The organism is Streptomyces sp. NBC_00443, from assembly GCF_036014175.1.
In the GTDB taxonomy this organism is placed as follows: Bacteria; Actinomycetota; Actinomycetes; order Streptomycetales; family Streptomycetaceae; genus Streptomyces.
Genome location: NZ_CP107917.1, coordinates 597,392 through 621,395, shown reverse-complemented (window position 1 = coordinate 621,395; position 24,004 = coordinate 597,392). Strand labels below are relative to the sequence as shown.

Here is a 24,004-nt window from a genome sequence, read left to right as displayed (position 1 = left end):
AAGTTCGGAAGTGAATATTCCTTCAGGAGGTGGTGGCCGTGGGTGGCACGCACAACGACCTGCATTCCGAGCAGGGCGCGCTCCCCGGAGAGCATCCGGGCCGGGCGGCGAATCCAGTGATCAAGGTCCACGACATCGCGTGGCTGGAGTTCTGCAAGCCCGACCTGGACCGCGCCGAGGCCTTCGCCCGGGCGTTCGGCTTCGTCACGTCGTACCGCGACGGCCGAGAGCTGCACCTGCGGGGCACCCGGGCGGGAGCCCCTTGCGTGATCATCCGCAGGGGCCCGACGTCACGGTTCCGCGGCCCGGCCTTCCGTGCGGCCGACGCCCGCGACCTGCTACGGCTGGCCGACGTCACCGGCACCCGGGTGCACCCGCTGCCCGAGCCTCTGGGCGGGTCGGTCGTGGACCTGCTCGATCCGGGCGGACTGCGGGTCCGCGTCGTCGCCGACGCGGACGAGCTGCCCGCGGTGGCCGGGCAGCCGTCGCAGTCGTTCAACTTCGGCGGCGGCCTCGACCGGACCAACACCACCCAGCGCCCGCCGCGCGAACCGGCCGGCGTGCGGCGCCTGGGGCACGTCGTCCTCCAGACGACCACCTACCTGCGCACGCTGAACTGGTACCTGGAGCACCTCGGCCTGATCGTCAGCGACTTCCTCTACTACGAGGGCCAGCGCGAGCGGGGCCCCACCATGAGCTTCATCCGCTGCGACCGCGGCAGGAGCCTGACCGACCACCACACCCTGGCCCTGACGCTGGGCCCCTCCAACCGGTATGTGCACTCGGCCTACGAGGTCACCGACCTCGACGCGCTTGCCGCCGGCGGCGAGCACCTGCTCGGCGCGGGCTACCGGCGCTCGTGGGGCATCGGCCGGCACATCCAGGGCAGCCAGATCTTCGACTACTGGCGCGACCCCGACGGCCTCCTCGTCGAGCACTTCACCGACAGCGACATGTTCGACAGCACCCTGGAGCCCGGCTGGGCACCCATGACGGCCTCCGGCCTGGCGCAGTGGGGCCCGCCGGCCACCAAGGACTTCATGGGCATCGCCCCCGGCCGCGAATTCCTCGCCGAGCTGCGCTCGATCATCACCGCCCTCCGGAACGACGACAACGAGTTCGACCTCGAACGCCTGCGCGGCCTGCTGAAAGTGGCTTCCTCATGACCCTCTCCGTCCTCCGTACCTCCGACGCCTGGTGGGTCGCGCTCGACGAACACCGCGCCGTCCGGGTCGAGACCTCCGCGACGACGACCGCCGAACTCCTCGACGACGTGGTCACGGTCCACATGGCCCTGGCCGAGGCCCGCTCGGGCAACGGGTCGGCGCAGCCGCGCCGCATCGCCGAACTCCCCCTCGTCTCCCCGGTCGGCGCGCCGTGCCGGGTGATCGCGCAGATGACGAACTACGTCTCCCACGTACGCGACTCGGGGATGAACCCCGAGACCGTCCCGCTGACCTTCTTCCGCAAGACCTCGGGCTCGATCAGCGGCCCGTTGGACGAGATCGTGAAGCCGGCCCACGTCCGGTTCCTCGACTACGAGATCGAGCTCGGCCTGGTCATCGGACGTCCCCTCGAGGTCGGCGCGACCGTGACCGCCGCCAACTGGAAGGAGCACATCGCCGGCCTCGTCATCACCAACGACGTCTCCGCACGCGACGTACAGCTGCCCAAGACCCAGTTCTACGAGGCCAAGTCCTACCCGACCTTCACCCCGGTCGGCCCCGTCCTGGTCCTGCTCGACGCCGCGGAACTCGACCGTCTGTCCGAGCTGAGGCTCGTCCTCAAGGTCAACGGCGAGATCCGCCAGAACAGCGACCTGACCGACATGATCTACAGCCCCCTGCAGGCACTGCAGGAGCTCTCCCGCTTCCAGGCCCTCGCACCGGGCGACCTCGTCCTCACCGGCACCCCTGGCGGCACCGCACTCAAGGCGCCGCCCAAGGCGGTGGAGATCATCGGCGCGCTGCTGCCGCCGGCGATGAAGTGGAAGGCATTCTTCAACTCCCAGGCGAAGAACCCGAAATACCTCCACGACGGCGACGTACTCGAGCTGTCCATCGCCACCCCCGACGGCGCCATCGACCTCGGCACCCAGCAGAACAAGGTGAGGTACGCGTGACCACCGAGACCCCCATGGCGTGGCCGCGCTACGACCACCCCGACGACCTGGCCGTCATCGAGGCGACGCCGCTCGCCGCATGCGGGCTGCCCGGCACCTCGTACGACATGCTGCGGCGAGCGGCCGAGCAGTGGCCCGAGCGGACCGCGCTGACGGTCCTGCCCGACGCGGCGTCCTGGCGCACTCCCAGGAACCGTACCTACACGGACCTTCTCGCCGACGTGCACCGGGCGGCCAACGCCCTGCACCGCCTCGGCGTCCGCCGCCACGACACCGTCGCGCTGCTCTCCCCGAACTGCGACGAGCTCGTCACCGCGCTCCTGGCCGCCCAACTCGCCGGCATCGTCACCCCCGTCAACCCGGCGCTCGCCCGCGACCACGTCGCCGAGCTGGTCCGCCGGGCCGGCGCCCGCGTGATCATCACCGCCTCCCCGGAGCTGGACCCCGAGGCATTCGCCACCAGCGCCGAACTCGCCCGCCGGGGCCTGGTGGACCACGTGCTCGTCCTGCGCCCCACCGCCGGCCGGCAGGAGCCCGCCGCGCTGCCCACCGTGGAGAACGCCGCCGTGGCCCGCCTGGCCGATGTCGCGGCCGACCGCCCGCGCGACCGGTTCGTCGGCGAGCCGCCCACCGCCACCGACCTCGCCGCCTTCTTCCACACCGGCGGCACGACCGGGGCGCCCAAACTCGCCGCGCACACGCACACCAACGAGGTCAGCGACGCGTGGATGATCGCCGCCAACTCCGTGCTGGACGAGGACTCGGTCGTCTTCGCCGCCCTGCCCCTGTTCCACGTCAACGCACTCGTCGTCACCCTGCTCGCACCGCTGCTGCGCGGCCAGCAGGTCGTGTGGGCCGGACCGCTGGGGTACCGCGACCTCACGCTCTACGCGGAGTTCTGGCGCATCGTCGAGCACTACCGGATCGCCGCCATGAGCGCCGTGCCCACGGTGTACGCGGTTCTCGCCACGTGTCCCGTCGACGGGGCCGACATCGGCTCGATGCGGTGCGCGATGGTCGGCGCCTCCGCGCTGCCCGACGGCGTGCGCACCGACTTCGAGACCGCGACCGGAATTCCGCTCCTGGAGGGATACGGTCTGACCGAGGCGACCTGCGCCAGCGTCCGCGGGTTCCTGGAGGTCCGTCGGCCCGGTTCGGTCGGCCGGCGCCTGCCGTACCAGGGCATCAGGATCGTCGACCCGGCCACAGCGGAGAAGCGGCCGAGCGGTGAGGTGGGCGCCATCCTCGTCAGCGGTCCCACGGTCTTCCCCGGGTATGTCCAGGGCCGTGACCGGGACGGCTACCTGATCAGCAGTCAGGGCAGGGTGGTCGACGGCTGGTTGGACACCGGCGACCTCGGCTACCTCGACGACGACGGCTTCCTCCACCTCACCGGGCGCGCCAAGGACCTGATCATCCGGGGCGGCCACAACCTCGACCCCCGGGTGATCGAGGACGCCCTGCTCTCGCACCCCGCGGTCACCGGGGCACAGGCCGTCGGACAGCCGGACCTGCGGGCGGGGGAGGTGCCCGTGGCGTACGTGACGATCGCCGACCCCACGTTGACCGGGGACGACCTCCGTGCCTGGGCCGCCGTGCACATCGGTGAGGCAGCCGCCGCACCCAAGGCCGTCCGCGTCCTCGACGCGCTCCCCGTCACCGCGGTCGGCAAGCCGTACAAGCTTCCCCTGCGAGCAGACGCCGCTCGCCGCGTCCTGACCGACGCCCTGGCCGGCATCGACGACGTGACGGACGTCAGCGCCGAGGCCGACTCCGGGTCCGTGACGGTCACCGTCACGCTGCGCACCTCGGCGCCCGCCGCCACCAGGGCCGAAGTCGAGCGCCGGGTCGGCAACTTCGCAGTGCCCTGCCGCATCGCCGGGCAGCAGCAAGGGGAGGGCTGAGGTATTTCGCCACGGGCGCTCCACTCACGGGCGCTCCCCTCACGGTCAGGATCTGTCCTGAACCGTACGATCGCCTTGCCGGAGCGCGACGACCCGAAGATTTGGCGCAATCTGATGCCCGAATTCGCCAAATCCGGTCCTGAAGTCGTCTAGACCTCCCTTGGAGCCTTGAACCCCGGTGTCCGGATCTGCTTGGCTGACGGACCATTGGCCGCCGACCGGCGGCGCGTAGGGGGAATGGTTTTTGTGCTGGGCCGGCAAGGGGGCATTGACGCGCCCTGCGTCAGCGGCGTGTGCTCTGCCGGATCGACAGCGGCCGGGGTCGATGAACGGGGATCGGACACCACGCCGTCGCTTCCAGCGCGGGCGACACATCCCGGCACCTCACACCACTCACACCCTTCATGCAGACCAGAGGAAGGTGCATGAGGTACTTCCGGCTGCTCGTCCTGGGCAACGGCATCTCGGCGTACGGCAGTTACCTGAACATGGTGGCGCTCAACGTCTTCGTCTACGACGCCACGGGCAGCGCGCTGGCCGCCGGCCTGTTCATGGCCGTACGCCTGGCGACGAGTGTCGTGTCGGGCTGGGTGAGCGGTCGTCTCGTCTCGGCCTACGACCGCAAGCGACTGATGGTCGGCGCCGACCTGTGCCAGGCCGTGGCACTGCTGACACTGCTGATCACACCGGACGCCACCCGCGTGGGGCTGCTCTACGTCCTTGCCGTGGTCACCGGCGGCTGCTCGACGCTCTCCCAGGTGGCCCTGCGCAGCAGCATCCCGGAGATCGTCGGCGCGGAGCACCGCGTGCGCGCCAACGGACTGCTGGTGACCGGGCGTTCGCTCGCGATGATCGCCGGGTTCGCCTCGTCGGGTCTGGTGGTCGCGCAACTCGGCTACTCCGCGGCGTTCGCCCTGGACGCGGCGTCCTTCCTGGTCTCCGCGACGGTGCTGTTCCTGCTGCCTGTGCGCACCCGGGCGGCGAAGGACGCCTCGGGCGGCTCCGCGGGGTCCTCCGGCGCCGCGCGCTGGACGGCGCGGATGCTGCTGGCCACGGCCCCGCTGCTGATGGCGATGATCGCCATCCGGGCGGTGGACGGGCTGGGCTCCTCCTCCCACAACGTCGCCCTGCCCATCTACTCCAGCAGCCTGGACCCCGACCATCCGGCCACGTTCATCAGCCAGTTCTGGGCCACCTGGGCCATCGGCAACATCGTCGTCCAGCAGGTGATCGGCCGGATCACCAAGAAGACCGGGCGCACACCCGGGGAGCGGGCGTTCGCGCTCGGTGCCTGTGTGATGTCGGCCGGGTTCATCGTCGTCTTCAGCGGGCTGCCGACCGTGCCCGCGGTCATCGCCGCGCTCGTCGCCGGCGCCGCCGACGGGTTCACCGAGATCGTCTACGTGTCGCGGCTGCAGGCCGCCCCGGACGAGCAGCGCGGCCGTCTCTTCGGGCTCTCCGCCTCGGCCGAGAACACCGGCTTCGGGCTCGGCATGCTCGTGAGCGGCGCCCTGCTGGAGACGTTCTCGCCGCTGCAGGTCGTCGCCTCCTTCCACGGCCTGGCGATCGTCCTGTGCGGCGCGCTGCTCCTGCTGCTTCTGCGCCGGGGACGCACAGCTGACCAAGACGCTGAGGAAACGGTCAGTCAGGACAAACCGACGGTGACGGAGGGACGCAGTTGATGCCCCTGAGCGACCTCGACCCGCGGATGGCCGTCATCGGCATGGCCTTCCGGCTGCCCGGCGCAGACACGCCCGAGGAGTTCTGGCGTGTCATCCGGGACGGCACGGACTGCATCACCCGGTTCACGGACGAGGAACTGGACGCCGCCGGTGTCCCCGCCGAGGAGTACCGGGCGGCCGACTTCGTCGGCGCCTCCGGAGTGCTGGACGACATCGCCGGCTTCGACGCCCAGCACTTCGCCATGAGCGCCCGTGAGGCCAGGCTCACCGACCCCCAGCACCGCATGATCCTGGAGTGCGCCCAGCACGCCCTGGAGAACGCCGGCTACCCGGACGAACGGGACGGCAGCCGCGTCGGCGTCTACGCCAGCACCGGATATCACCTCTACACCCTGCAGAACTACCTCCTCAACAACGTCCTGCCCAGCCAGGCCGCCTCCGACTGGATGGCCGGCATGCAGATCACGGTCGGCAACTACGCCGACTTCACCGCCACCCGGGTCGCCTACCGGCTGGGCCTGACCGGCCCCGCGGTCAACGTCCAGACAGGCTGCTCCAGTTCGCTGGTCGGCGTGCAGGCCGCCGCACAGTCCCTGCTCATGGGTGACTGCGACATCGCCCTCGTCGGCGCCACCGCCGTCCACGTGCCGCAGGTCGTCGGCTACCGCTACGTGAAGGGCTCGATCCTCTCCAAGTCCGGCCGCCTGCGGGCCTTCGACGCCGGAGCCGACGGCACCGTCGGAGGAACGGGCGTCCTGGCCGTCGTACTGAAGCGGCTGGGCCGGGCGGTCGCCGACGGCGACACGATCCACGGGGTCGTCCGCGGCTGGGGCATCAGCAACGACGGGGCCGACAAGAAGGCGTTCACCGCCCCGAGCCCCCGGGGCCAGCGCGCGGCCATCCGCCAGGCCCTGCGGCGCGCCGGTGTCGGCGCGGACAGCATCGGCTACCTGGAGACCCATGGCACCGGCACGCTCAAGGGCGACCCGATCGAGTTCGACGGCGCCACCGGCGCCTACCGCGAGGACACCGACCGCACCGGCTACTGCGCCCTCGGCTCGACCAAGGCGAACATCGGCCACCTCGACGCGGCCTCCGGCCTCGCCGGACTCGTCAAGACGCTGCTGGTCCTGAAGCACGGCGTCATCCCTCCGATGGCGAACTTCAGCGAGCCCAACCCCGGCCTCGACCTCGACCACAGCCCCTTCCACATCCCCGTCGCCGCCCGGCCCTGGCCCGACAGCGACGTGCCCCGCCGCGCGGGCCTCACCTCACTCGGCGTCGGCGGCACCAACGTCCACCTCATCCTGGAACAGGCCCCCGAGCCCGCCCCCGGACCGACGCCGCCGCCCCTGCTGACGTGCTGCTGGTTTCCGCGAGCAGCGAGGCCGCCCTCACGGACAACACCCGCGCCTTCCGCGACCGGTTACGGCAGCCGCCGGCACCCCGCCTGGCGGACCTGGTCACCACCGCCGCCCTCGGCCGGGTCCACGGCCGCCACCGGCTGGCCGTCCGAGGCACCACTCCGGCCGCCCTCGCCGACGCCCTCGACGCCTGGCTCGCCGGAACGGCCGCGGCGACGGTCACGGCGGGCACCACGCCGACGGAGGGCCACGCGCGCGTGGCGTTCCAGTTCACAGGGCAGGGCAGCCAGTACGCGGGTATGGCCGACGCCCTTTACGAGCGCTTTCCCGTCATACGCGAGGTGCTCGACGCCTGCGACGCCCACTACCGCGACCTCACCGGCGACTCACTGCTCGCCGCGCTGCGGGCGGCAGACGCATCGGGGGAGGAGGCGCCGGAGCAAACGCCCGACGGGCCGCTCGGAGGCACGGACACCGCGCAGCCCGCGCTGTTCGCCCTGCAGTGCGCCCTGGTCCGGCTCTGGCTCGACGCCGGCATCGAGCCGTACGCCATCACCGGGCACAGCGTCGGGGAGTACGCCGCGCTGTACGCGGCCGGAGCCCTGTCGCTCGACGACGGTCTGCGTCTCACCACCGAGCGCGGCCGGCTGATGCAGCAACGCTGCGCCCCCGGCGCCATGGTGGCCGCCGCCCTGGACCGGGAGGCCGCCCTCGCCCTGGCCGCCGAAGTACCCGGCCTGGAGCCGGCCGTGATCAACGCGGAACGCGCACAGGTGCTCGCCGGGCCGGTCGAGGCCGTGGAACGGGCGTGCGCCCTGCTGGACGAGCGCGGCACGCCGGGGCAGCGGCTGACGGTGACCCGTGCCTTCCACACCGCTCTGATGGAACCGATGCTGGAGGAGTTCCGGAAGATCCTGGACGACGTCGTCTTCCAGCCGGTACGGATCCCGTTCGTCAGCGCCCTCGACGGCGTGACCCGCCCGCCCGGCTGGACCCCGGACACCGGCTACTTCCTCCGGCACACCCGCGAGCCCGTCCGCTTCGACGAGGCACTGCGCGGCGTCGGAGCAGTGCGGCCCGACGCCCTGCTGGAGATCGGGCCGCACACCACCCTCAGCGGTCTGGCCCGCCGGGCGCTGCCTGCCCTGATCTCGCTGCCGTCCCTGCGGCGCGGCACCGGGCTCGGTGCCCTCTGGGGTGCGGCGGCGGGGCTGCACTGTGCGGGGGCGGATGTCGGCTGGCGGGTGCTGCTGGCCGGCAGCGGCGGCAGGCGCATCCCGCTGCCCGGATACCGGTTCCAGCACAAGGACCACTGGACAGGGCCGGAGTTGACGGCCCTCAGCACAGGAACACCAGCGACAGAGGGAGCCGAAGTGGTTCAGCAAGAGGCAGCGGTCGGGCGCGTACTTCACAGCATCGTCGAGGCCACGGCCCGGCACCTCGGCGAGGAGCCGTCGGCGATCATCGGTGACGCGTCCTTCTTCGACCTCGGCGCCGACTCGCTGCAGATGATCAGCGTGCTGCGGGAGCTGGAGCAGGAACACCGGGTCAAGGTGACGATGCGGCAGCTGTTCGAGGAGACGGGTACGCCGCGGCGGCTCGCGGAGTTCATCGTCGCCCGCATGCCGGGGGCGGGGTTGACGCAGCCGGTCGCTGCCGAGCCACCTGCTCCCGCGCCCGTCGCTATGCAGCCCATCGCTCCGCAGCCCGTCGCGCCCGAGCCCCTCGCGCCGCCCAGGGCTGCCGCACTTGCACCGGCACCTGACCCGGTTCCCGCTCCCGCGCCCGTCACCCCCGCATCCGCCCCCGAGTACGCCACCCGCGAGGAACTGGAGGACCTCGCCCGCAAACTCCAGCAGATATCCCAGATACAGCTGCAGATGATGTCCCAGCTCTCCCAGTTGCTGGCCCTCCAGACGGCCTCGGTGACCGAGCGGCTCAACGGCAAGGTGGCCAAGTGACCGGGCTGCACGGCATATCCGCCGCACTGGACCAGGACCTGGCGGCGATGGCGGAACTCTCCCAGCGCATCGCCGAGCAGATGGGCGGAGCCGGCGCCTCCGTCCCGGAGCAGCGCTCGCCGCAGGCACCACGCGTTCACGGCCCCCGGGTGACGGTCGCGAGGACCTCCGGAATGGTGCAGGACGTCTCACCGGACTCCCAGCAGGAGCACCTGGCCGACCTCGTACGCCGCTACACCGCAAGGACCCCGACCTCCAAGAGCATCGCCCAGCGCTACCGCCGCGTCCTGGCCGACAGCCGTGCAGTCGTCGGCTTCCGCAGCGGTACGAAGGAGATGCTGTACCCGATCGCGGGCCACCGGGCGAGCGGGGCACGGCTCCAGGACGTCGACGGCAACGAGTACGTCGACATCACGATGGGCTTCGGCGTCCTCCTGTTCGGCCACGAACCCGACTTCGTCACCGAGGCCGTGCGCGAGCACCTGTCCCGGGGCATCCAGCTCGGCCCGCGCAACGTCGAGACCGGCGAGGCGGCGGAACTCCTCGCCGAACTGACCGGTCTGGAGCGGGTCGCCTTCGCCAACTCCGGTACGGAGGCGAACTCCGCGGCCATCCGTCTCGCCCGCGCCGCGACCGGCCGCGACAAGATCGTCACCTTCCTGGGCGCGTACCACGGCCACGCCGACAACGTCCTCGGCCGCACCTCGGGCAGCGGCACCGACCAGGTCACCGTGCCCGTCTCCCGAGGCATCCCGCAGGCTTCGGTCTCCGATCTGCTGGTCCTCGACTACGGCACCGACGCCGCCCTGGAGGCGATCGCCCGGCACGCGGACGACATCGCCGCGGTCGTCGTGGAGCCGGTGCAGAGCAGGCACCCCTCCCTGCGGCCCGTCGAGTTCGTACGGAAACTGCGCGAGCTGACCCGCCGCCACGGCATCGTCCTGCTCTTCGACGAGATGCTGACCGGCTTCCGCCCGGCGCTGCGCGGCGCGCAGGAGCTGTACGGCGTCACACCGGACCTCGCCACGTACGGCAAGCTGCTCGGCGGCGGCTTCCCCATCGGGGCCATCGCCGGCCGCGCCGACATCATGGACGGCGTCGACGGCGGCCACTGGTCCTACGGCGACGACAGCTACCCGCCCGCCGACACCACGTTCTTCGGCGGTACGTACATCCAGCACCCGGTGTCGATGGTCGCCGCGCGCGCCGTGCTGACCCACCTCAAGGAGCACAGCCCGCACCTCCAGGAGCGGCTCAACGCACGTACCGCCGAACTGGCCGCGACGCTCAACGACTTCTTCGAGGCCGAGGAATTCCCGCTGCGGATGAGCCACTTCGGCTCCCAGTTCCGCTTCGAGCACCGCGCCGACATGGAGCTCCTCTACCACCACCTGATGCTGCGCGGCGTGCACGTCTGGGAGTGGCGCAACTTCTTCCTGTCCACCGCCCACACGGACGGCGACCTCGAGTTCGTGGCGGACGCCGTACGTGATTCGCTGCGCGAGCTGCGGACGGCGGGCTTCTTCCCGGGCGGGCGGCCGGTGGCGCGGAAGGCTGTGCCACCCGAACCGACGGCCGTACCACCCGAACCGAAACCGGACCCGGCCGTCCCCGCGGCGGCGCCGCCGCCCGCCCCGGTCGCCTCCATGGCCTGGAACGCCGCAGCCGTCTCCGACTCCCGCAAGGCGCCCGCGAGCGAACCCGCCGCCCGCACCACCGACTTCAGCGTCTACTTCTTCGGCGACTACCCCCAGGACACCTCCGCGTCGAGCGAGGGTGGCCGTGGCCAGTACGAACTCCTCATGGAGGTCGCCCGGTTCGCCGACCGGCACGACTTCCATGCGCTGTGGATGCCCGAGCGCCACTTCCACTCCTTCGGCGGCCTCTTCCCCAACCCGGCGGTGCTCGCCGCCGCGCTCTCCCGGGAGACCGAACGCGTCCGGCTCAACGCGGGCTCCGTCGTGCTGCCGCTCCACGACCCCATCCGGGTCGCCGAGGAGTGGTCGATGGTCGACAACCTCTCCGGCGGGCGTGTCGGCATCGGCGTCGCCAGTGGCTGGAGCGCCAAGGACTTCGTGTTCTTCCCCGACCGCTTCGGCCGGCACAAGGAGCTGATGTACGAGCAGCTGGAGGAGGTACGGAAGTTCTGGCGCGGCGACGCCGTGCGCCGGGCCAGTGGTGACGGCGAGGCCGAGGTACGCCTCTTCCCGCGTCCGGTGCAGGACGCCCCGCCCATGTACACCGCGGTGGTCGGCAACCCCGCCTCCTTCGAACTGGCCGCCCGCCACGACCTGGGCATCGTCACCAACCTGATGACCCAGAGCGTCGAACAGCTCGGGGAGAACATCGCCCGCTACCGGCGTACACGGGCTCAGCACGGCCTGGACCCGGACGCCGGGCGGGTGGCCGTCCTGCTGCACACCTACCTTGGCGACGACCACGACACCGCGCGGACCGAGGCGTACGAACCGCTGTCCCGCTATATGCGCGCGTCCCTGTCGGTGTTCAGCGGCGTCACCAACAGCCTCGGGCACAACGTCGACCTGGCCGAGCTGAGCGAGGACGACCTGGACGCGGTGTTCCGCCGGGCCTACGGCCGTTACTGCGACCAGCGCGCGCTGATCGGCACGGTGGACAGCGTCCGCCCGGTGGTGGACGCGGTGACCGCGGCGGGTGCCGACGAGATCGTCGCCCTCGTCGACTTCGGTGTCGCTCCGGACGAACTGCGCGAGGGCCTGCCACACCTGGAAGCGCTGCGCCGCACATACCGGCGGACAGCTGATGCCGCCCCCGCCGACGCGCCGCTGTCGCCCGGTCAGGAACGGATCTGGTTCCTGGAGCGCCTGCTCCCGGGCCGCACCGCCTACAACGAGGTCAAGGCGATCCGCCTCGAAGGTCCCCTCGACGTACCGGCTCTCCGCGTGGCTCTGCGCGGCCTCGTCGCACGGCACGAGGGGCTCCGTACCGTCTTCCGCGAGAGCGGAGGCGAGCCACGACAGGTGGTGCAGGAGTCGCCGGTCGAGCCCGATGTCGAGGTCGTCGACGGCACAGGCAACCCGCGGACCGCGCTGCGGGACGTCCTGGCCGCGGAGAGCGCACGCCGCTTCGACCTGGCCGACGGCCCGCTGTTCGTCACCCGGCTGGTCAGGCTCGCCGAGGCGGAGCACGTCCTCGTGCTGTCCCTCCACCACATCGTGGTCGACGCGGCCTCCGCCACCGTCCTCGCCCGCGACCTCTCCGCGCTCTACCGCGCCGAACGCGACGGCACCACCCCGGACCTGCCCGCGCTCACCTGGAGCTACGCCGACCACGCCAGGGAGCAGGCGGCGTCCGCGAGCAGCCCCGAGGCCGACGAGGACCTGGCCCACTGGCGCCGCACCCTCGGCGGCGACCTGCCCGTCCTCGCGCTGCCCACCGACCGGCCGCGCCCGGCGACAATGACCTCCAACGGCCGGGCGGTCTTCCACACGCTCACTCCGGAACTCTCCGGACGGCTGCGGGAGTTGAGCCGCGCCCGCCGCAGCACCCTGTTCATGACCCTGCTCGCCGGCTACGGTGCCATGCTGCACCGGGTCACCGGGCAGCCGGACATCGTCGTCGGCACCCCGATCTCGGACCGGCCCGAGCGGGCCGAGCACGTGCTCGGGTTCTTCGTGAACACCCTCGCGCTGCGCCTCGACCTGTCCGGCGACCCGGCGTTCGGCACGTTGCTGGACCGCGTCCGCACGGTCGCTCTCGACGCGTACGACCACGCGCGCGTGCCGTTCGAGACGGTCGTGCGCGAGCTTGCCCCGCCCCGGGCCGTCGACCGGACACCGGTGTTCCAGGCGTTCGCGGAGTTCCAGCGCGCCGAACCGTTCCGCTTCGACCTGCCCGGCATCGAGGCCACACCGCTGGACGCCGGCCCGGACAAGTCCCTGACCGACCTCACGGTCTACTTCACGGACCAGCCCGAGGGCATCCGCTGCCACCTGGAATACAACACCGACCTCTTCGACCAGGAGACGGTCGCCGGGTTCTTCGCCACCTTCCAGAACCTGCTCGCCGCGGCGGTCGACACCCCTGACACGCCGCTGTCCCGGCTCGCCCCGGAGGCCGTCGACACCGCCGCCGAAGGTGAGCCCGTACCGAGCTCCTGGCAGCGCGGCCCGTCCCGGCCGCTCGCGGGCACCACCGTCCACGCCCTGGTCGCCCGGCAGGCGGCCGCTCGGCCGGACAGCACCGCCGTGATCAGCGGCGACACCCGGCTGACATACCGCGAACTGAACGACCGCGCCGAGCAGTTGGCCGCCGTCCTGCGGGAACAGCCCTCGATGGACGGCGGTGCCGAGGTCGTGGCGTTGTGGCTACCGCGCTCCGCCGACCTCGTCGTCGCCATGCTCGCCGCACTCAAAGCGGGCCTTGCCCACGTCCCGCTGGATCCGTCCCTCGGCCGGGTGCGCGCCGAGCAGGTCATCGCCGAGTGCGGGGCACGGACCGTGGTGTCGGCGCCCGGCGAGGCGGCCGTTCTGAAGCTGCCGCCGGGCGTGACCGTCGTATCCCCCGACGCGACCCCGACCGCACCCCACCCGCCGCGCTCCGCGTCCGCCACCGACAATCAGTCCCCGTGCTGTGTCCTCTACACCTCGGGCAGCACCGGCACACCCAAGGGCGTCGTGCTGGCGCACCGCGCTGTCCTCGACCTGTGCGAGTGGCACCACCGGCGCTTCGCGTTCACCTCGGCCGACCGCAGCGCCGTCGTGTGCAGCCAGAGTTTCGACGCCTCGATCCTGGAGATCTGGCCGGCGCTCACCGCGGGAGCGTCGGTCACCATCGCCGAAGAGGGAGTCCGCAGGGATCCACTGACCCTGGCCCGCTGGTACGCCCACGAGCACGTCACCTTCTCCATCCTCCCCACCGCCCTGGGCGAACAGCTCCTGCGGCTGCCTCCACATGAGCAGCCGCCCCTGCGTCACCTCCTGCTGGGCGGTGACGTACTGCGCACCAGGCCGCGGCCCGAGGCGCCGTACGAGACGGTGAACGTCTACGGACCCACCGAGACCACCGTGCTGTGCACGACGGAAACCGTCGCCGCGCACAGCGACGACCCCGCTCGGCCGATCGCGATCGGACGCCCGGCGGACAACGTACGGCTGAGCGTGCTCGACGAGTCGGGGCGCCCCGTACCCGTCGGCACGGCGGGGGAGTTGTACGTCGGCGGACCGGGCGTGGCCCTCGGCTATCTCCACCGCCCCGAACTCACCGCAGAGCGGTTCCTGCCGGACCCGGACGGCGGCCCGGACGCACGCAGGTACCGCACCGGCGACCTGGTCCGCTGGACCGGGGACGGGACGCTGGAGTTCTGCGGCCGGACCGACGACCAGGTGAAGATCCGCGGCTTCAGGGTCGAGCCGGAGGAGGTCTCCCGCACGCTCAACGCCCTGGACGGCGTGCGCGAGGCGGCCGTACTGGCCCGGCGCAACGACCGCGGTGACGCGTACCTCGCGGCCTACGCGGTACCCTCCGACCCGATCGGAGAGGGAGCCGACGACCGGCAGGCCTACGCCGATCTGCTGGCAGAGGAACTGGCGGCCCGGCTCCCGGAGTACCTCGTACCGCGCGCGTGGCGCGTCCTGACCGCCCTGCCCGTGAGCGGCAACGGCAAGCTGGACCGCTCCGCGCTGCCGGCACCCGACCTCGTCACCTCCGCACCCACCCGCACGCCGAGTGCCGTCGGCGAAGCACCCGCTGCCGGTCACCTGACGGGCATCGAGCGGCGGGTCCGGGACCTGTGGGCCGAAGAGTTCGGCGTCGACGCCGACGGCATCGCGGCCGACGCCTCCTTCTTCGACCTGGGCGGCCACTCGATCACCGCGATGCGGCTGGTCAACCGGGTCCGGGAGGACTTCGGCACCGAGTACCCGATGCTGAGCTTCTACCAGGAGCCGACGCTGAGGGCCATGACGGCCCAACTGGCTGCGGCGGCGGGCGAGACGGCGGAGCCGGGCTCCGCGGGTCCCTCGCCCGCGGCCGAGACCGACGACGACGGAGCCGGCCCGGTGGAGCACCGAGCCCCCGCCACCGTGCAGCAGTCCCGCTTCGCCGCCGTGCACGCCGACCACCGCCTCCCGCAGGTCTACAACGTCGCCCTGCGGCTCACCCTCACCGGTGACCTGGACGTGGCAGCCCTGCGCACCGCCCTGACCGGGCTCGTAGAGCGGCACGAGGGGCTGCGGACGCGCCTGGCACGCAGCGGGGACGGCTGGGAGCAGCAGGTGCTGCGGCCCCGCCCGGTCGAACTGCCGGTGGAGGACCTCACCGGGCTGCCCGCGCAGGAACGGCAGGCGGCCCTGGACCGGGCCGGTTCCGAGGCGGCGGAGACGCCTGTCGACCCCACCGGCGGGATTCCGATGGCGCTGCGCCTCCTGCGCAGCGGCGAGAGCACCTGGTCACTGCTCCTCGTCCTGCACCACTCCGCCTGCGACGGATGGTCCGTCAGCCTGCTGCTGAAGGAACTCGCCGCGCTCTACGGCTCGGCCGTGGCCGGCGAGCCCCACGCCCTGCCGCCCGTGCAGTGCCAGCCCGCGGCGTACGCCCGGTGGCAGCAGGACCAGGTGGACGAGGCCGCCGAGGAGCGGAAGGTGCAGTTCTGGCTGCGCGAGCTCGACGGAGTGCCGTTCACCGTCGACCTGCCCCTGGACCGGCCCCGGCCGCAGAGCGCGAGCGGACGCGGCGGCGCCGTGATGTTCACCGTGCCGGCCGCGGCACGCGCCGCCGTGGAGCGGCTGGCCAGAGAGCGGGGGACGACGCCGTTCGTGGTCACGGCCGCGGCCCTGGGCCGGATGCTCGCGCGGAAGTCCGGGCAGTCCGACGTCGTGTTCAACGTCTCCTACGCCAACCGCGAGCGCCGCGCGTTCGAATCCTTGCTGGCCTGCACGGTCACCGGCTTCGCGCTGCCGGTGCGGCAGGGCGGAGCAGATTCCTTCGCCGCTCTGACGGACCAGGTCGCCCGCACGACCGTGGAGTGCATGGACAGGGCCCTGCCGGTGCGCCGGATCGCCCCCGCGATGAGGGAGCGCAACGGCGTGGACGTGCCGGACCGGCTGGACGTCGGCTTCGCCTACCAGAGCTCTCTGGACGCGGAGGTCGAACTGCCCGGTCTGACCACGGCCATCGAGGACCTCGCGCCCGCCGCGGCCCGTACGGAACTCACCTTCGGGCTCGTCCCGGCCGGCGACGAACTGAAGGGCTTCGTCGAGTACTCGGCCGACCTGTGGGACCGCAGCACGATCGAGGGCTGGACCCGCGACTACATCGGCCTCCTGAGCGAGGAGGTCGACCGGGCGCTCGGGCGGTGACGCCCGTCCGTGACGCCGCCCCGCCCCGCGCCGGCTCGGTGCGCGGGACGGCGTCACGGACGCTCACGCGGCGCTGCTGCTGCGCGGCATCCAGTGCCGGCACGTCACCTCGTGCTCACTGCCGAGGCTGGTCCACCATCGCTCGCAGCACGCGGAGTCCAGCTCCGCACGGACGATCGCCTCGGCGGCATCGCCGGCCCGCCCGGCCCGTGCGACCAGCTCCAGGAGCCACCGGCGCTGTTCGCCGATCACGGTCTCCCGCACCACGGCGATGACCGGCACGAGAGCGGCGGCGGCGAACAGACACGCCGCCCAGGCGGGCCCGTACCGGATTTCCAGGACCGAGGTCCAGGCGAGCCCCGCGCTCGTGGCGATGTAGAGGACGCAGAGCAGGCGGCTGGAGCAGTTCATGGGCGTACACCGTCCTTGGGGCGGGATCGATACCCTTGTCCAACTGCTGACGGCCCGTGTGGACTCGGGTGATTTATCCCACCGTGACCTGACACAGCCCCGGCCCCGTCATTACTGGGCGCCGACCACGGCCTTTGCCCGGAACGCGGCCCGATAGGCGTGCGGCGTGGTGCCGACCACCCGGCGGAAGCGTTCACGGAACGCCGTCGGCGACCCGAACCCCGCCTGCCGCGCGATCCGTTCGACCGGATGGTCGCTGTTCTCCAGCAGATACTGGGCCCGCCGCACGCGCGCCCGCAGCAGCCACTGCAGCGGCGTGGTGCCGGTCTGCTCACGGAACCGGCGGCTGAAGGTGCGCTCGCTCATCCCCGAGCGCTCCGCCAACGCCCCCAGGGTGATCTCCCCGGCCAGGTTGTCCCCGATCCACTCCAGCAGCGGTTCGAGTGCCGAGCCGCGCGGCACCGGCGGATACTCGTGCACGATGAACTGCGCCTGGCCGCCCTCCCGTTCCAGCGGTACGACGGACACGCGCGCGGTGTGCGCGGCCACGGCCGAGCCGAGGTCGCGCCGGATCATGTGCAGGCACATGTCCATTCCCGCCGCGGCCCCGGCGGAGGTGAGGAGCTGCCCGTTGTCGACGTACAGCACGTCCGGTTCCACATGGACGTCCGGGAAACGCCGTGCGAGCTCGTCCGTCGCCATCCAATGGGTGGTGGCGCGCAGTCCGTCCAGCAACCCGGCCTCGGCCAGGACGAAGGCGCCCACGCAGACGGACGCGATCCGGGTGCCGGCCCGGGCCGCCTCGCGCAGGGCCGCCGTCACGCCGGGGGAGGGCGGTCCGGTCTCGTCGCAGCCCGGCACGATGATCGTGTCCGCGTCCGCCAGCCCGTCGAGCCCCCGGTCGATCCGCAGGGCGAAGCCCTCCGTGGGTACCTCCGGCGACTCGGCGCACAGCCGGACCCGGTAGGGACGGCGGCCGTCCGGCAGCCGTGTCCAGCCGAACATCTGGAACGGTGTCGCCATGTCGAACGGCACCACGTTGTCGAGAACCAGAATCGCCACGGTGTGCATGAGTGACACCATAGGCGGATTCCCGCCACCGACATAAGTGCAGGTGGCACAGGTGATCCGAGGTGAAAGAGCGGGCAGACCGGCTGGCGGGAATCCGTTGGAAGCTGTCGTTTCAGCCCCTGTGCGATCACCCGGGAGAACCCTAGCGTGAGGCGGGTGACCAAGATCCTCCTCACTCTTCACGTCCTGGCCGCCATCGTCGCGGTCGGCCCCGTCACCGTCGCGGCCAGCATGTTCCCGCCGGCCGCGCGCCGCGTCCCGGCGACCGACGGTGCGGTGGCGGTGGGCACCGTCCGGCTCCTGCACCGCATCTGCCGCGTCTACGGCGCCATCGGGGTCTCGGTCCCCGTCCTCGGCCTGGCCACCGGCCTGGCGATGGGAGTGCTGGGCAGCGGATGGCTCATCACCTCCATCGCCCTGACCGCCGCGGCCGCCGGCATCCTGATCGCCTTCGTCCTGCCCCGGCAGGAGGAACTCGTCGGCCAACTGAGCGCCGAGAAGCCCGTCGAGCGTTCGGCCACGGTGCAACTCGCCATGTTCACCGGCATCTTCAACCTGCTGTGGGCGACCGTCACGGTGCTGATGATCGTCCGGCCCGGTTCCACGACGGGCGCCTGACCCGGGGAGCGGGCAGCGGGGAACGGGCGGCACCGCGATCACACGTCGGGGTGGAACCGCCCGTTCGTCGCACGTCAAGCGCTCTGGCAGAATTCGCACTTCAGTGTGCGTCGGCGCCTAGACTCGACAGCCGTGCCCATCTGCACACAGGGCCACGACATGAAAGGCGCGTTGACGGGTGTTCCAGGATTCCCCCATTTACGACCGGCTCATCGCGGAGCGCGGCGACATCCCCACCCAGGTCCGCAGGGAGGCCGAACGCGTCAGCAGGGAAGTCGAGTTCGCCATGCAGCCCCTGTTGCAGTCCGGCGGCCACGCACCCCCTCCCGGACGCCCCGCACCCCCCGCCCCGACCTGGCAGCGCAGCGCCCTGCCGCCCGGGCCGCATTCACGCTGAGCCCGGACGGCCCCGGCGGATCAGTCACGGAACCTTCGCGCTGGCCCCATTGGCGTGCGGCTGCTCCCCGGCGGCCGGCTGCGCGAGCCACTCGGCGATGGTGCGGGCGATCGGCTGGCCCGTGTCCACCTCGATGAACCCGAACTGCCCCGACTGGTTGCACTCCAGGAACCACCACGTCCCGTCGGCATCCTCGACGAAGTCGAAGGCACCGTAGGCGAGTTCCGCGTCCCGCAGATAGGCACGGACGCCCTCGGTGACGCGCGGCGCGACCTCGACGGGACTCCACGGCGCGTCGGACTCGGCGAAGCGGACGTCCACTTCCGCCTCGGCACCGGTCGCCTTGCGTGCCGCCAGCAGCTGGTCGCCCACCGCCGTGAGACGGATGTCGGCACGCTTGGCCACGCGCCGCTGCAGCAGGGTCGGCCCGAACGCGACCGCGGAGAAGTCCGCGTCAGGTCCGACCCTGCTGGTCGGCACCGCGCGCGGCGGATCCTGTGGATGCGCGCCGGACACCGGCTTGACCACCAGATCCGGATAGCGCTCGGCGAACTCGCGGGCGGCCTGCGGGAACGTCGTGATCAACGTGGCCGGAACGGGCAGAGCGCAGCGCTGTGCCAGCCGCAGCTGCCAGGGCTTGTAGCGAGCCCGGCGCGCCGCGTCGGGGTGGTTCATCCAGCGCACGTCACAGCCGCGCAGCATGCCGTACAGCGCCTGCTCCGCCTCCTGTGTCAGCCAGGCGGAGGGGGCTGCCGCCCGCGCCGCCGCGGCCCCCGGCCTGCGCATCCAGATCGACCGCAGGCCGTTGACGTTCACCAGGCGTCCCGCGGACGAGAGATGGCCACGGAAGGAGCCGTGCACATACTCGCCCGACAGAGCGACCCCGCCGGTCACGTCGGCGGGATCGAGCCGGACCACCGGAACACCGGACGCGTTCAGGTGCACGACCACCATGTCCGCCGTCACGTCCTCTTCGTTGGTCACAATCAGGACCGTCATCGTCGGCGACCTGCGTTCAGTCGTCGAAGTGGGTCTTCGAGCCCGCCGTGGATGTAGTGGTCCCCAACTCCCGCAAGAGCGCGTGATCAGAGGCGGCTATTCGCCCGTCACGCAGCACGTTCAACTGCAGACCGGAGTCATATGCGTACGCAGCGGTGACCTCCAACTCCGCCGCCGGCCGTGCATAGTTGAGCGCGAACGGTTGCATCGTCTCTCCCTCACAGGTGCTGCTCCGATCGAGCCTGGTCACCCAGGAGCGCCCCTCGGCCCGCCGACGCCCTTCGGTTCCCACTTACTTAAACGAATCGAACGAGTGATTGGTTTCCTTACTTTCTGTAATCAACGGCGTCCGGCGGTCCCGCATCGGGAGAACGGCGCAGGGTACGCAGTGCCAGCAAGAGCACGCCGATGTCGTCCAGATACACCGGATCGGGCACCAGATCGGCCGGCAGCACGAAGTACAGCACCGCACCCCAGAACACCCAGCGCGGCCCCGTCGGCAGCCCGGCACGCCGCATCACGCGCCGCGTCCGCACGAGCCGCGCCAGTACCCAGACGGCCACGGCGAGCACGAGGGCCGCGAGGGCCACGACGATGATCACCGCGGTGGTCGACTCCATGGTGGACCCTCCTCCTGCAGGCGGCGCGCACCATGCGCACCTGCCCGTCGGATTCCCCCTTGCGGCCTGTGCATTGCATGGCAGCGCTCACTCGGCCGCACCCTGTCACCCGTCAGGACGGAAGACGCGCAAATCGGCCCGGTCACCTGCTCGCGCAGGCGCACGACCCGTCGACCCGCGCGCCGAAGCGAGCCCGCAGGACGCCGTACGCCCCACCACGGATCCGACGCAGCAGTCCTACGCCCTCCGGCGGCCCGGGATCTCCGGCTGCTCCTCGACGGCCTTGTCCTCGTGCGCGTCTCCCGATCCGGCCGCGGGCCTGCGTGTCCGGGTGGAGCCCTTGAAGCGCTCGAAGGTCCGGGTCAGCTGCTGGAGCGGGGACGCCGCCGGGGACGCGGGGGTGTCGGGCCGGCTCTCGGGCACGGTGTCCGCGGACTCCCAGTAGGCGGCCAGCGCCGCGTGCGCCTGCTCGGCGGCCTCCCGGTACAGGTCGCGGGAGTTCGTCATCGCCTCGAGCGCCTCGGCGTACATCGCCACGAGCTTGCGCTCACGATCGAGCTCCTCTGCCGGCGTCAGCAGCCGCCAGTCCTCCCGCAGGGCGGTGAGCGCCCCCTCGGCGCCGTCCGGCAGCGGGCGCGGCAGGGCGGCGAACCGCGTCACGGCGTGCATCAGCTCGGCCGGCTCCGTGCCGTCGAGGAAGACGCTGCGCACGGCGAAGTCGTCCGCGTCGTAGCCGGACGGCACCGGACTTCCCGGCAGCACCACGGCGCCCCCGCGTGGCACCTGTACGCCGAGGTCCCGCAGGGCCCAGTTCACGACGCGCAGTTGGCTGGGTGCGGCACGGTGCTCGACCAGCCGGTGCCGCAGGCTCGGCGGCAGCATGCCGGCCAGGGGTGCGCGGCCGGCCTCGTCCGTGGTCATGGCCTCGTGGACGACCACATGGATGCTCCAGCGGTCTCGCGCGCAGTCCCGCAGCAGGTGCCGTACGGCCTTGTCGTCCGAAGGCAGGGGGTTGATGTCCGTCAGGCGCAGGTCCGAGACCGGCGTGTGGTCCCAGGTCGCGTCGGGTTCCTGAGGCCAGAACAGGGTGGCCGGAGACGGCCACCGCGGGTCCCACGGCGCCTCCGCCTCCGCGATCAGCGTCCAGTCCTGGCCGCTGCCGGAGTCGTGCTCGACGGTCAGCCGGGCTCGCACGGTCACCGACCCCGTGACCCGCCATCGGGCCTCGAAGATCCACTCCTGCGCACCCTCGGTCTCGGGCAGCTCCAGGAAGTCGTCGATGGCCCGGCTGTCCTTGAGCTGCCGCAGGCTGAGCCGGAGAACCTCTTCCGCGGCGGGTCCGAGGTGGCGGCCACGGGCCGGCCACACCGAGGGCGGAGTCGTGGGGCGGGTGCTGGAGGAGCTGGGCATGGGGTCCATCTGTGGGCGGGAGCACGTGCTCGTATCAGTATCGTCGCCGCAGATGCCTGCCCGCCGGGCGGGGTCCGCACACGGGGTGTGCGCCATCCGCACCGGCCGGCGTCCCTCACTCGTGGTCCGCACCGCTTCCGGTCATGACAATGACTCGGTGAGCAGGACCCGCCCACCATCCGCATTGGGGCGGGTCCTGCTCATGACCCGGTGTCCGGGGATGTCCCTACGAGGCCCAGATATGAAGCTGACCGCGCCCGTGGGGGAACAGGGCGCGGCCAGCGGTCCTCAGTACTTCCGGGCGACGGCAACCCAGTCGGGAACGGCCTCCGTGCGCGGAGGCTCGGGGAATGCCGCCCATTGCGAGCACGACACGAGGGGGGGTGACAGCGGGGTGAGGTGATGCGCGCTGAGGATGGCGGCGAGCTGGTGGGCTGTGCGCGGCACGAGGCGCTGGGTGTCGTGGGTGAAGATCGGCGGGCCTTCGTCGGTGAGCTTGCGGACGGCCGCGACACTCGCGCGGTTCCAGCGCTCGGCGGCAAGTGCGACCGCCGCGAACGGACCATCGGCGGTGATGCTGGAGACCACCACGAAGCTCCCCGGACACAGGGCGTCCACGAGATCACCGACGTACCCCGACGCGATGTCGTCGCCCGACAGGTGATCGAGGCGCAGGAGTACCGCGACGCGGCGGGACAGGTCGAAGAAGTCCGATGCGGCCTCGATGACTGGCCCGGTGTGGGTGCGTCGTGCCTCGATGCACAGCGTCTGATCGTCGGCTACCAAGGCGCGGAGATGGGCCGCGACGATGCCGTCATCTTGGACGTACATGGTTCGTGCGCCTGGCCGTGCTTCGCGGGCGATCAGGTTCGTTGCGGTGACGCCGTCCGGCGTCGTGGGGTAGCCGGGCGAGATGTCGATGAACTGCGCGATGCCGCACTCTTCGGCGAGATGGCGCACGGCGCGGGCGTAGAACCGGGGGCGCTCCAGGGCAAGACGCGCGAGGTCGTCACTGACGTCTGTCAGGGACTCGGACAGCGCAGCGTCGGTCTCGTAGTTGTCTTTGCCGCCGCGCAACTTGTCCCACACGCGGGCAGCGCTCGGGGGGGTTGGGGAGTGCACCGCATCGTGAGCCAAGGATTCGGCGAAGGAGGAGGACACGGGCGCTCCCTACAGCTTGAGGTTCGGTCTCGCCCAGCGTAGACCCGTATCAGCTCGCTAGGCCACCGCTTCGCCGTGACCGGCTGACGCCGGTCTCAGCGCGCGCCCCGGCCCGCGTCGGCCTTGTGCCCCTCGTGCGGCGCTGGCGGCCCGCGCAGAGCGCGATCCACCAGCGCCGCACAGACTAGACGGAGCAGCTCACGCCAACACGCCGCCGCCGTCGACCGTGAGCACGTGGCCGGTGACGTACGCGGCAGCGTCGGACAGCAGCCACGCGAAAGCCTCGGCTACATCTGTCGGCGTGGCCACGCGCGGGATAGGTCGGCCCTCGGTGCGGTGACGGTCAAAGCGTTGTGCAGGGGTCTCGACCGCCGAGACCGCCGCGCGGCTGTCGGTCACGCGCGATTGTGCATGGGTCGCGACGGGACCGGGAGCCACGGCATTGACAGTGATGTGCGCGGGACCGAGTTCCAGAGCCAACGAGCGGACGAGCGCGATCACCGCCGCTTTGCTCGCGCAGTACGCCGGGACGTTGGGTTCAGCCCGGAGCCCGGCGACGGATGCTGTCGCGATCATCCGCCCGCCCCCCTGACGCGCAAGCACGCGCGACACGGCCTGAAACGTGGTGAGCACGCCGAGCACGTTGACCTCAAGCGTGCGGCTCCACGCGGCCGGTGAGGCATCGAGGACGCTGGAGAAGTCCTCGGCGAGGATGCCCGCGTTGGCGACGCACCCAACGAGCGGACCGAGTTCACATGACGCCTGAACAGCCGCGCCGATTTCGTCGGCGCTCGTCACGTCGGCGGTGACGTAGCGGACCCGGCCGCTCGCGTGCATGAAGTCAGGCCGGGGCGTGCGACCCGTCGCAAGCACGCTCCATCCGCGAGCCGTCAGTGTGTCGAGGAGCGCCCGCCCGATACCGCCCGCTCCACCGGTGACGAGCACCG

General features: G+C 71.7%; 16 protein-coding genes and 1 pseudogene. 9 read left to right on the top strand and 8 right to left on the bottom strand.

From position 1 onward, the window contains the following. Nucleotides 1-38: 38 nt before the first annotated feature. The 7 genes and pseudogenes from OHO27_RS02830 (at nt 39) to OHO27_RS02800 (ending at nt 16,370) form a co-directional block, all read left to right on the top strand. Nucleotides 39-1,166 carry a VOC family protein gene (locus OHO27_RS02830; protein WP_328419933.1) on the top strand — a complete coding sequence of 376 codons (1,128 nt, stop codon included), beginning with the start codon at nt 39-41 and terminating at the stop codon, nt 1,164-1,166. Then, nucleotides 1,163-2,122 (top strand): fumarylacetoacetate hydrolase family protein, encoded by a 960-nt coding sequence (locus OHO27_RS02825; protein WP_328419931.1) that lies wholly within the window; start codon nt 1,163-1,165, stop codon nt 2,120-2,122. The genes OHO27_RS02830 and OHO27_RS02825 overlap by 4 nt, the downstream gene beginning before the upstream one ends. Next, the gene (locus tag OHO27_RS02820) at nt 2,119-4,026 is read left to right on the top strand and encodes an acyl-CoA synthetase (RefSeq protein WP_328419929.1); all 1,908 of its coding nucleotides are present in this window, start codon (nt 2,119-2,121) and stop codon (nt 4,024-4,026) included. The genes OHO27_RS02825 and OHO27_RS02820 overlap by 4 nt, the downstream gene beginning before the upstream one ends. Before the next feature lie 425 nt (nt 4,027-4,451). Further along, on the top strand, nt 4,452-5,708 hold the full coding sequence (locus OHO27_RS02815) for an MFS transporter (RefSeq protein WP_328419927.1): 1,257 nt from the start codon (nt 4,452-4,454) through the stop codon (nt 5,706-5,708). Beyond that, nucleotides 5,708-6,997, top strand: a pseudogene (locus tag OHO27_RS02810) (polyketide synthase); the annotation flags it as partial. The gene OHO27_RS02815 and the pseudogene OHO27_RS02810, both read left to right, overlap by 1 nt. Before the next feature lie 71 nt (nt 6,998-7,068). Next, nucleotides 7,069-9,033: an acyltransferase domain-containing protein gene (locus tag OHO27_RS02805; protein WP_443059508.1), complete on the top strand. Its 1,965-nt coding sequence runs from the start codon at nt 7,069-7,071 to the stop codon at nt 9,031-9,033. Continuing rightward, nucleotides 9,030-16,370: a MupA/Atu3671 family FMN-dependent luciferase-like monooxygenase gene (locus OHO27_RS02800; RefSeq protein WP_328419923.1), complete on the top strand. Its 7,341-nt coding sequence runs from the start codon at nt 9,030-9,032 to the stop codon at nt 16,368-16,370. Before OHO27_RS02805 ends, OHO27_RS02800 begins: the two co-directional genes overlap by 4 nt. 63 nt (nt 16,371-16,433) lie before the next feature. On the opposite strand, the gene OHO27_RS02795 is transcribed toward OHO27_RS02800, so the two are convergent. Further along, nucleotides 16,434-16,781 carry a hypothetical protein gene (locus tag OHO27_RS02795; RefSeq protein WP_328419921.1) on the bottom strand — a complete coding sequence of 116 codons (348 nt, stop codon included), beginning with the start codon at nt 16,779-16,781 and terminating at the stop codon, nt 16,434-16,436. 111 nt (nt 16,782-16,892) lie between these two features. After that, nucleotides 16,893-17,852 carry a GlxA family transcriptional regulator gene (locus OHO27_RS02790; RefSeq protein ID WP_328419919.1) on the bottom strand — a complete coding sequence of 320 codons (960 nt, stop codon included), beginning with the start codon at nt 17,850-17,852 and terminating at the stop codon, nt 16,893-16,895. A gap of 156 nt (nt 17,853-18,008) precedes the next feature. Here OHO27_RS02790 and OHO27_RS02785 point away from each other — a divergent pair, with 156 nt between their 5' ends. After that, the gene (locus OHO27_RS02785) at nt 18,009-18,470 is read left to right on the top strand and encodes a DUF2269 family protein (RefSeq protein ID WP_328419917.1); all 462 of its coding nucleotides are present in this window, start codon (nt 18,009-18,011) and stop codon (nt 18,468-18,470) included. Between the two features lie 178 nt (nt 18,471-18,648). Continuing rightward, a complete protein-coding gene (locus OHO27_RS02780) occupies nt 18,649-18,867 on the top strand; it encodes a hypothetical protein (protein ID WP_328419915.1) in 219 nt (72 codons plus the stop codon). Nucleotides 18,868-18,891: 24 nt separating this feature from the next. Here OHO27_RS02780 and tgmB read toward each other — a convergent pair whose 3' ends face one another. The 6 genes from tgmB to OHO27_RS02750 form a co-directional block, all read right to left on the bottom strand. After that, nucleotides 18,892-19,866: an ATP-grasp ribosomal peptide maturase gene (tgmB, locus tag OHO27_RS02775; protein WP_328419913.1), complete on the bottom strand. Its 975-nt coding sequence runs from the start codon at nt 19,864-19,866 to the stop codon at nt 18,892-18,894. 16 nt (nt 19,867-19,882) lie between these two features. Next, the gene (gene tgmA / locus OHO27_RS02770; protein WP_328419911.1) at nt 19,883-20,074 is read right to left on the bottom strand and encodes a putative ATP-grasp-modified RiPP; all 192 of its coding nucleotides are present in this window, start codon (nt 20,072-20,074) and stop codon (nt 19,883-19,885) included. Between the two features lie 118 nt (nt 20,075-20,192). Then, complete coding sequence (locus OHO27_RS02765) at nt 20,193-20,486, bottom strand: YkvA family protein (protein ID WP_328419909.1); 294 nt, start codon at nt 20,484-20,486, stop codon at nt 20,193-20,195. A gap of 237 nt (nt 20,487-20,723) precedes the next feature. Beyond that, complete coding sequence (locus OHO27_RS02760) at nt 20,724-21,896, bottom strand: hypothetical protein (RefSeq protein ID WP_328419907.1); 1,173 nt, start codon at nt 21,894-21,896, stop codon at nt 20,724-20,726. Between the two features lie 288 nt (nt 21,897-22,184). Then, a complete protein-coding gene (locus tag OHO27_RS02755) occupies nt 22,185-23,057 on the bottom strand; it encodes an SAM-dependent methyltransferase (protein WP_328419905.1) in 873 nt (290 codons plus the stop codon). A gap of 198 nt (nt 23,058-23,255) precedes the next feature. After that, a complete protein-coding gene (locus OHO27_RS02750) occupies nt 23,256-24,002 on the bottom strand; it encodes an SDR family NAD(P)-dependent oxidoreductase (protein ID WP_328419903.1) in 747 nt (248 codons plus the stop codon). Nucleotides 24,003-24,004: the final 2 nt, after the last annotated feature.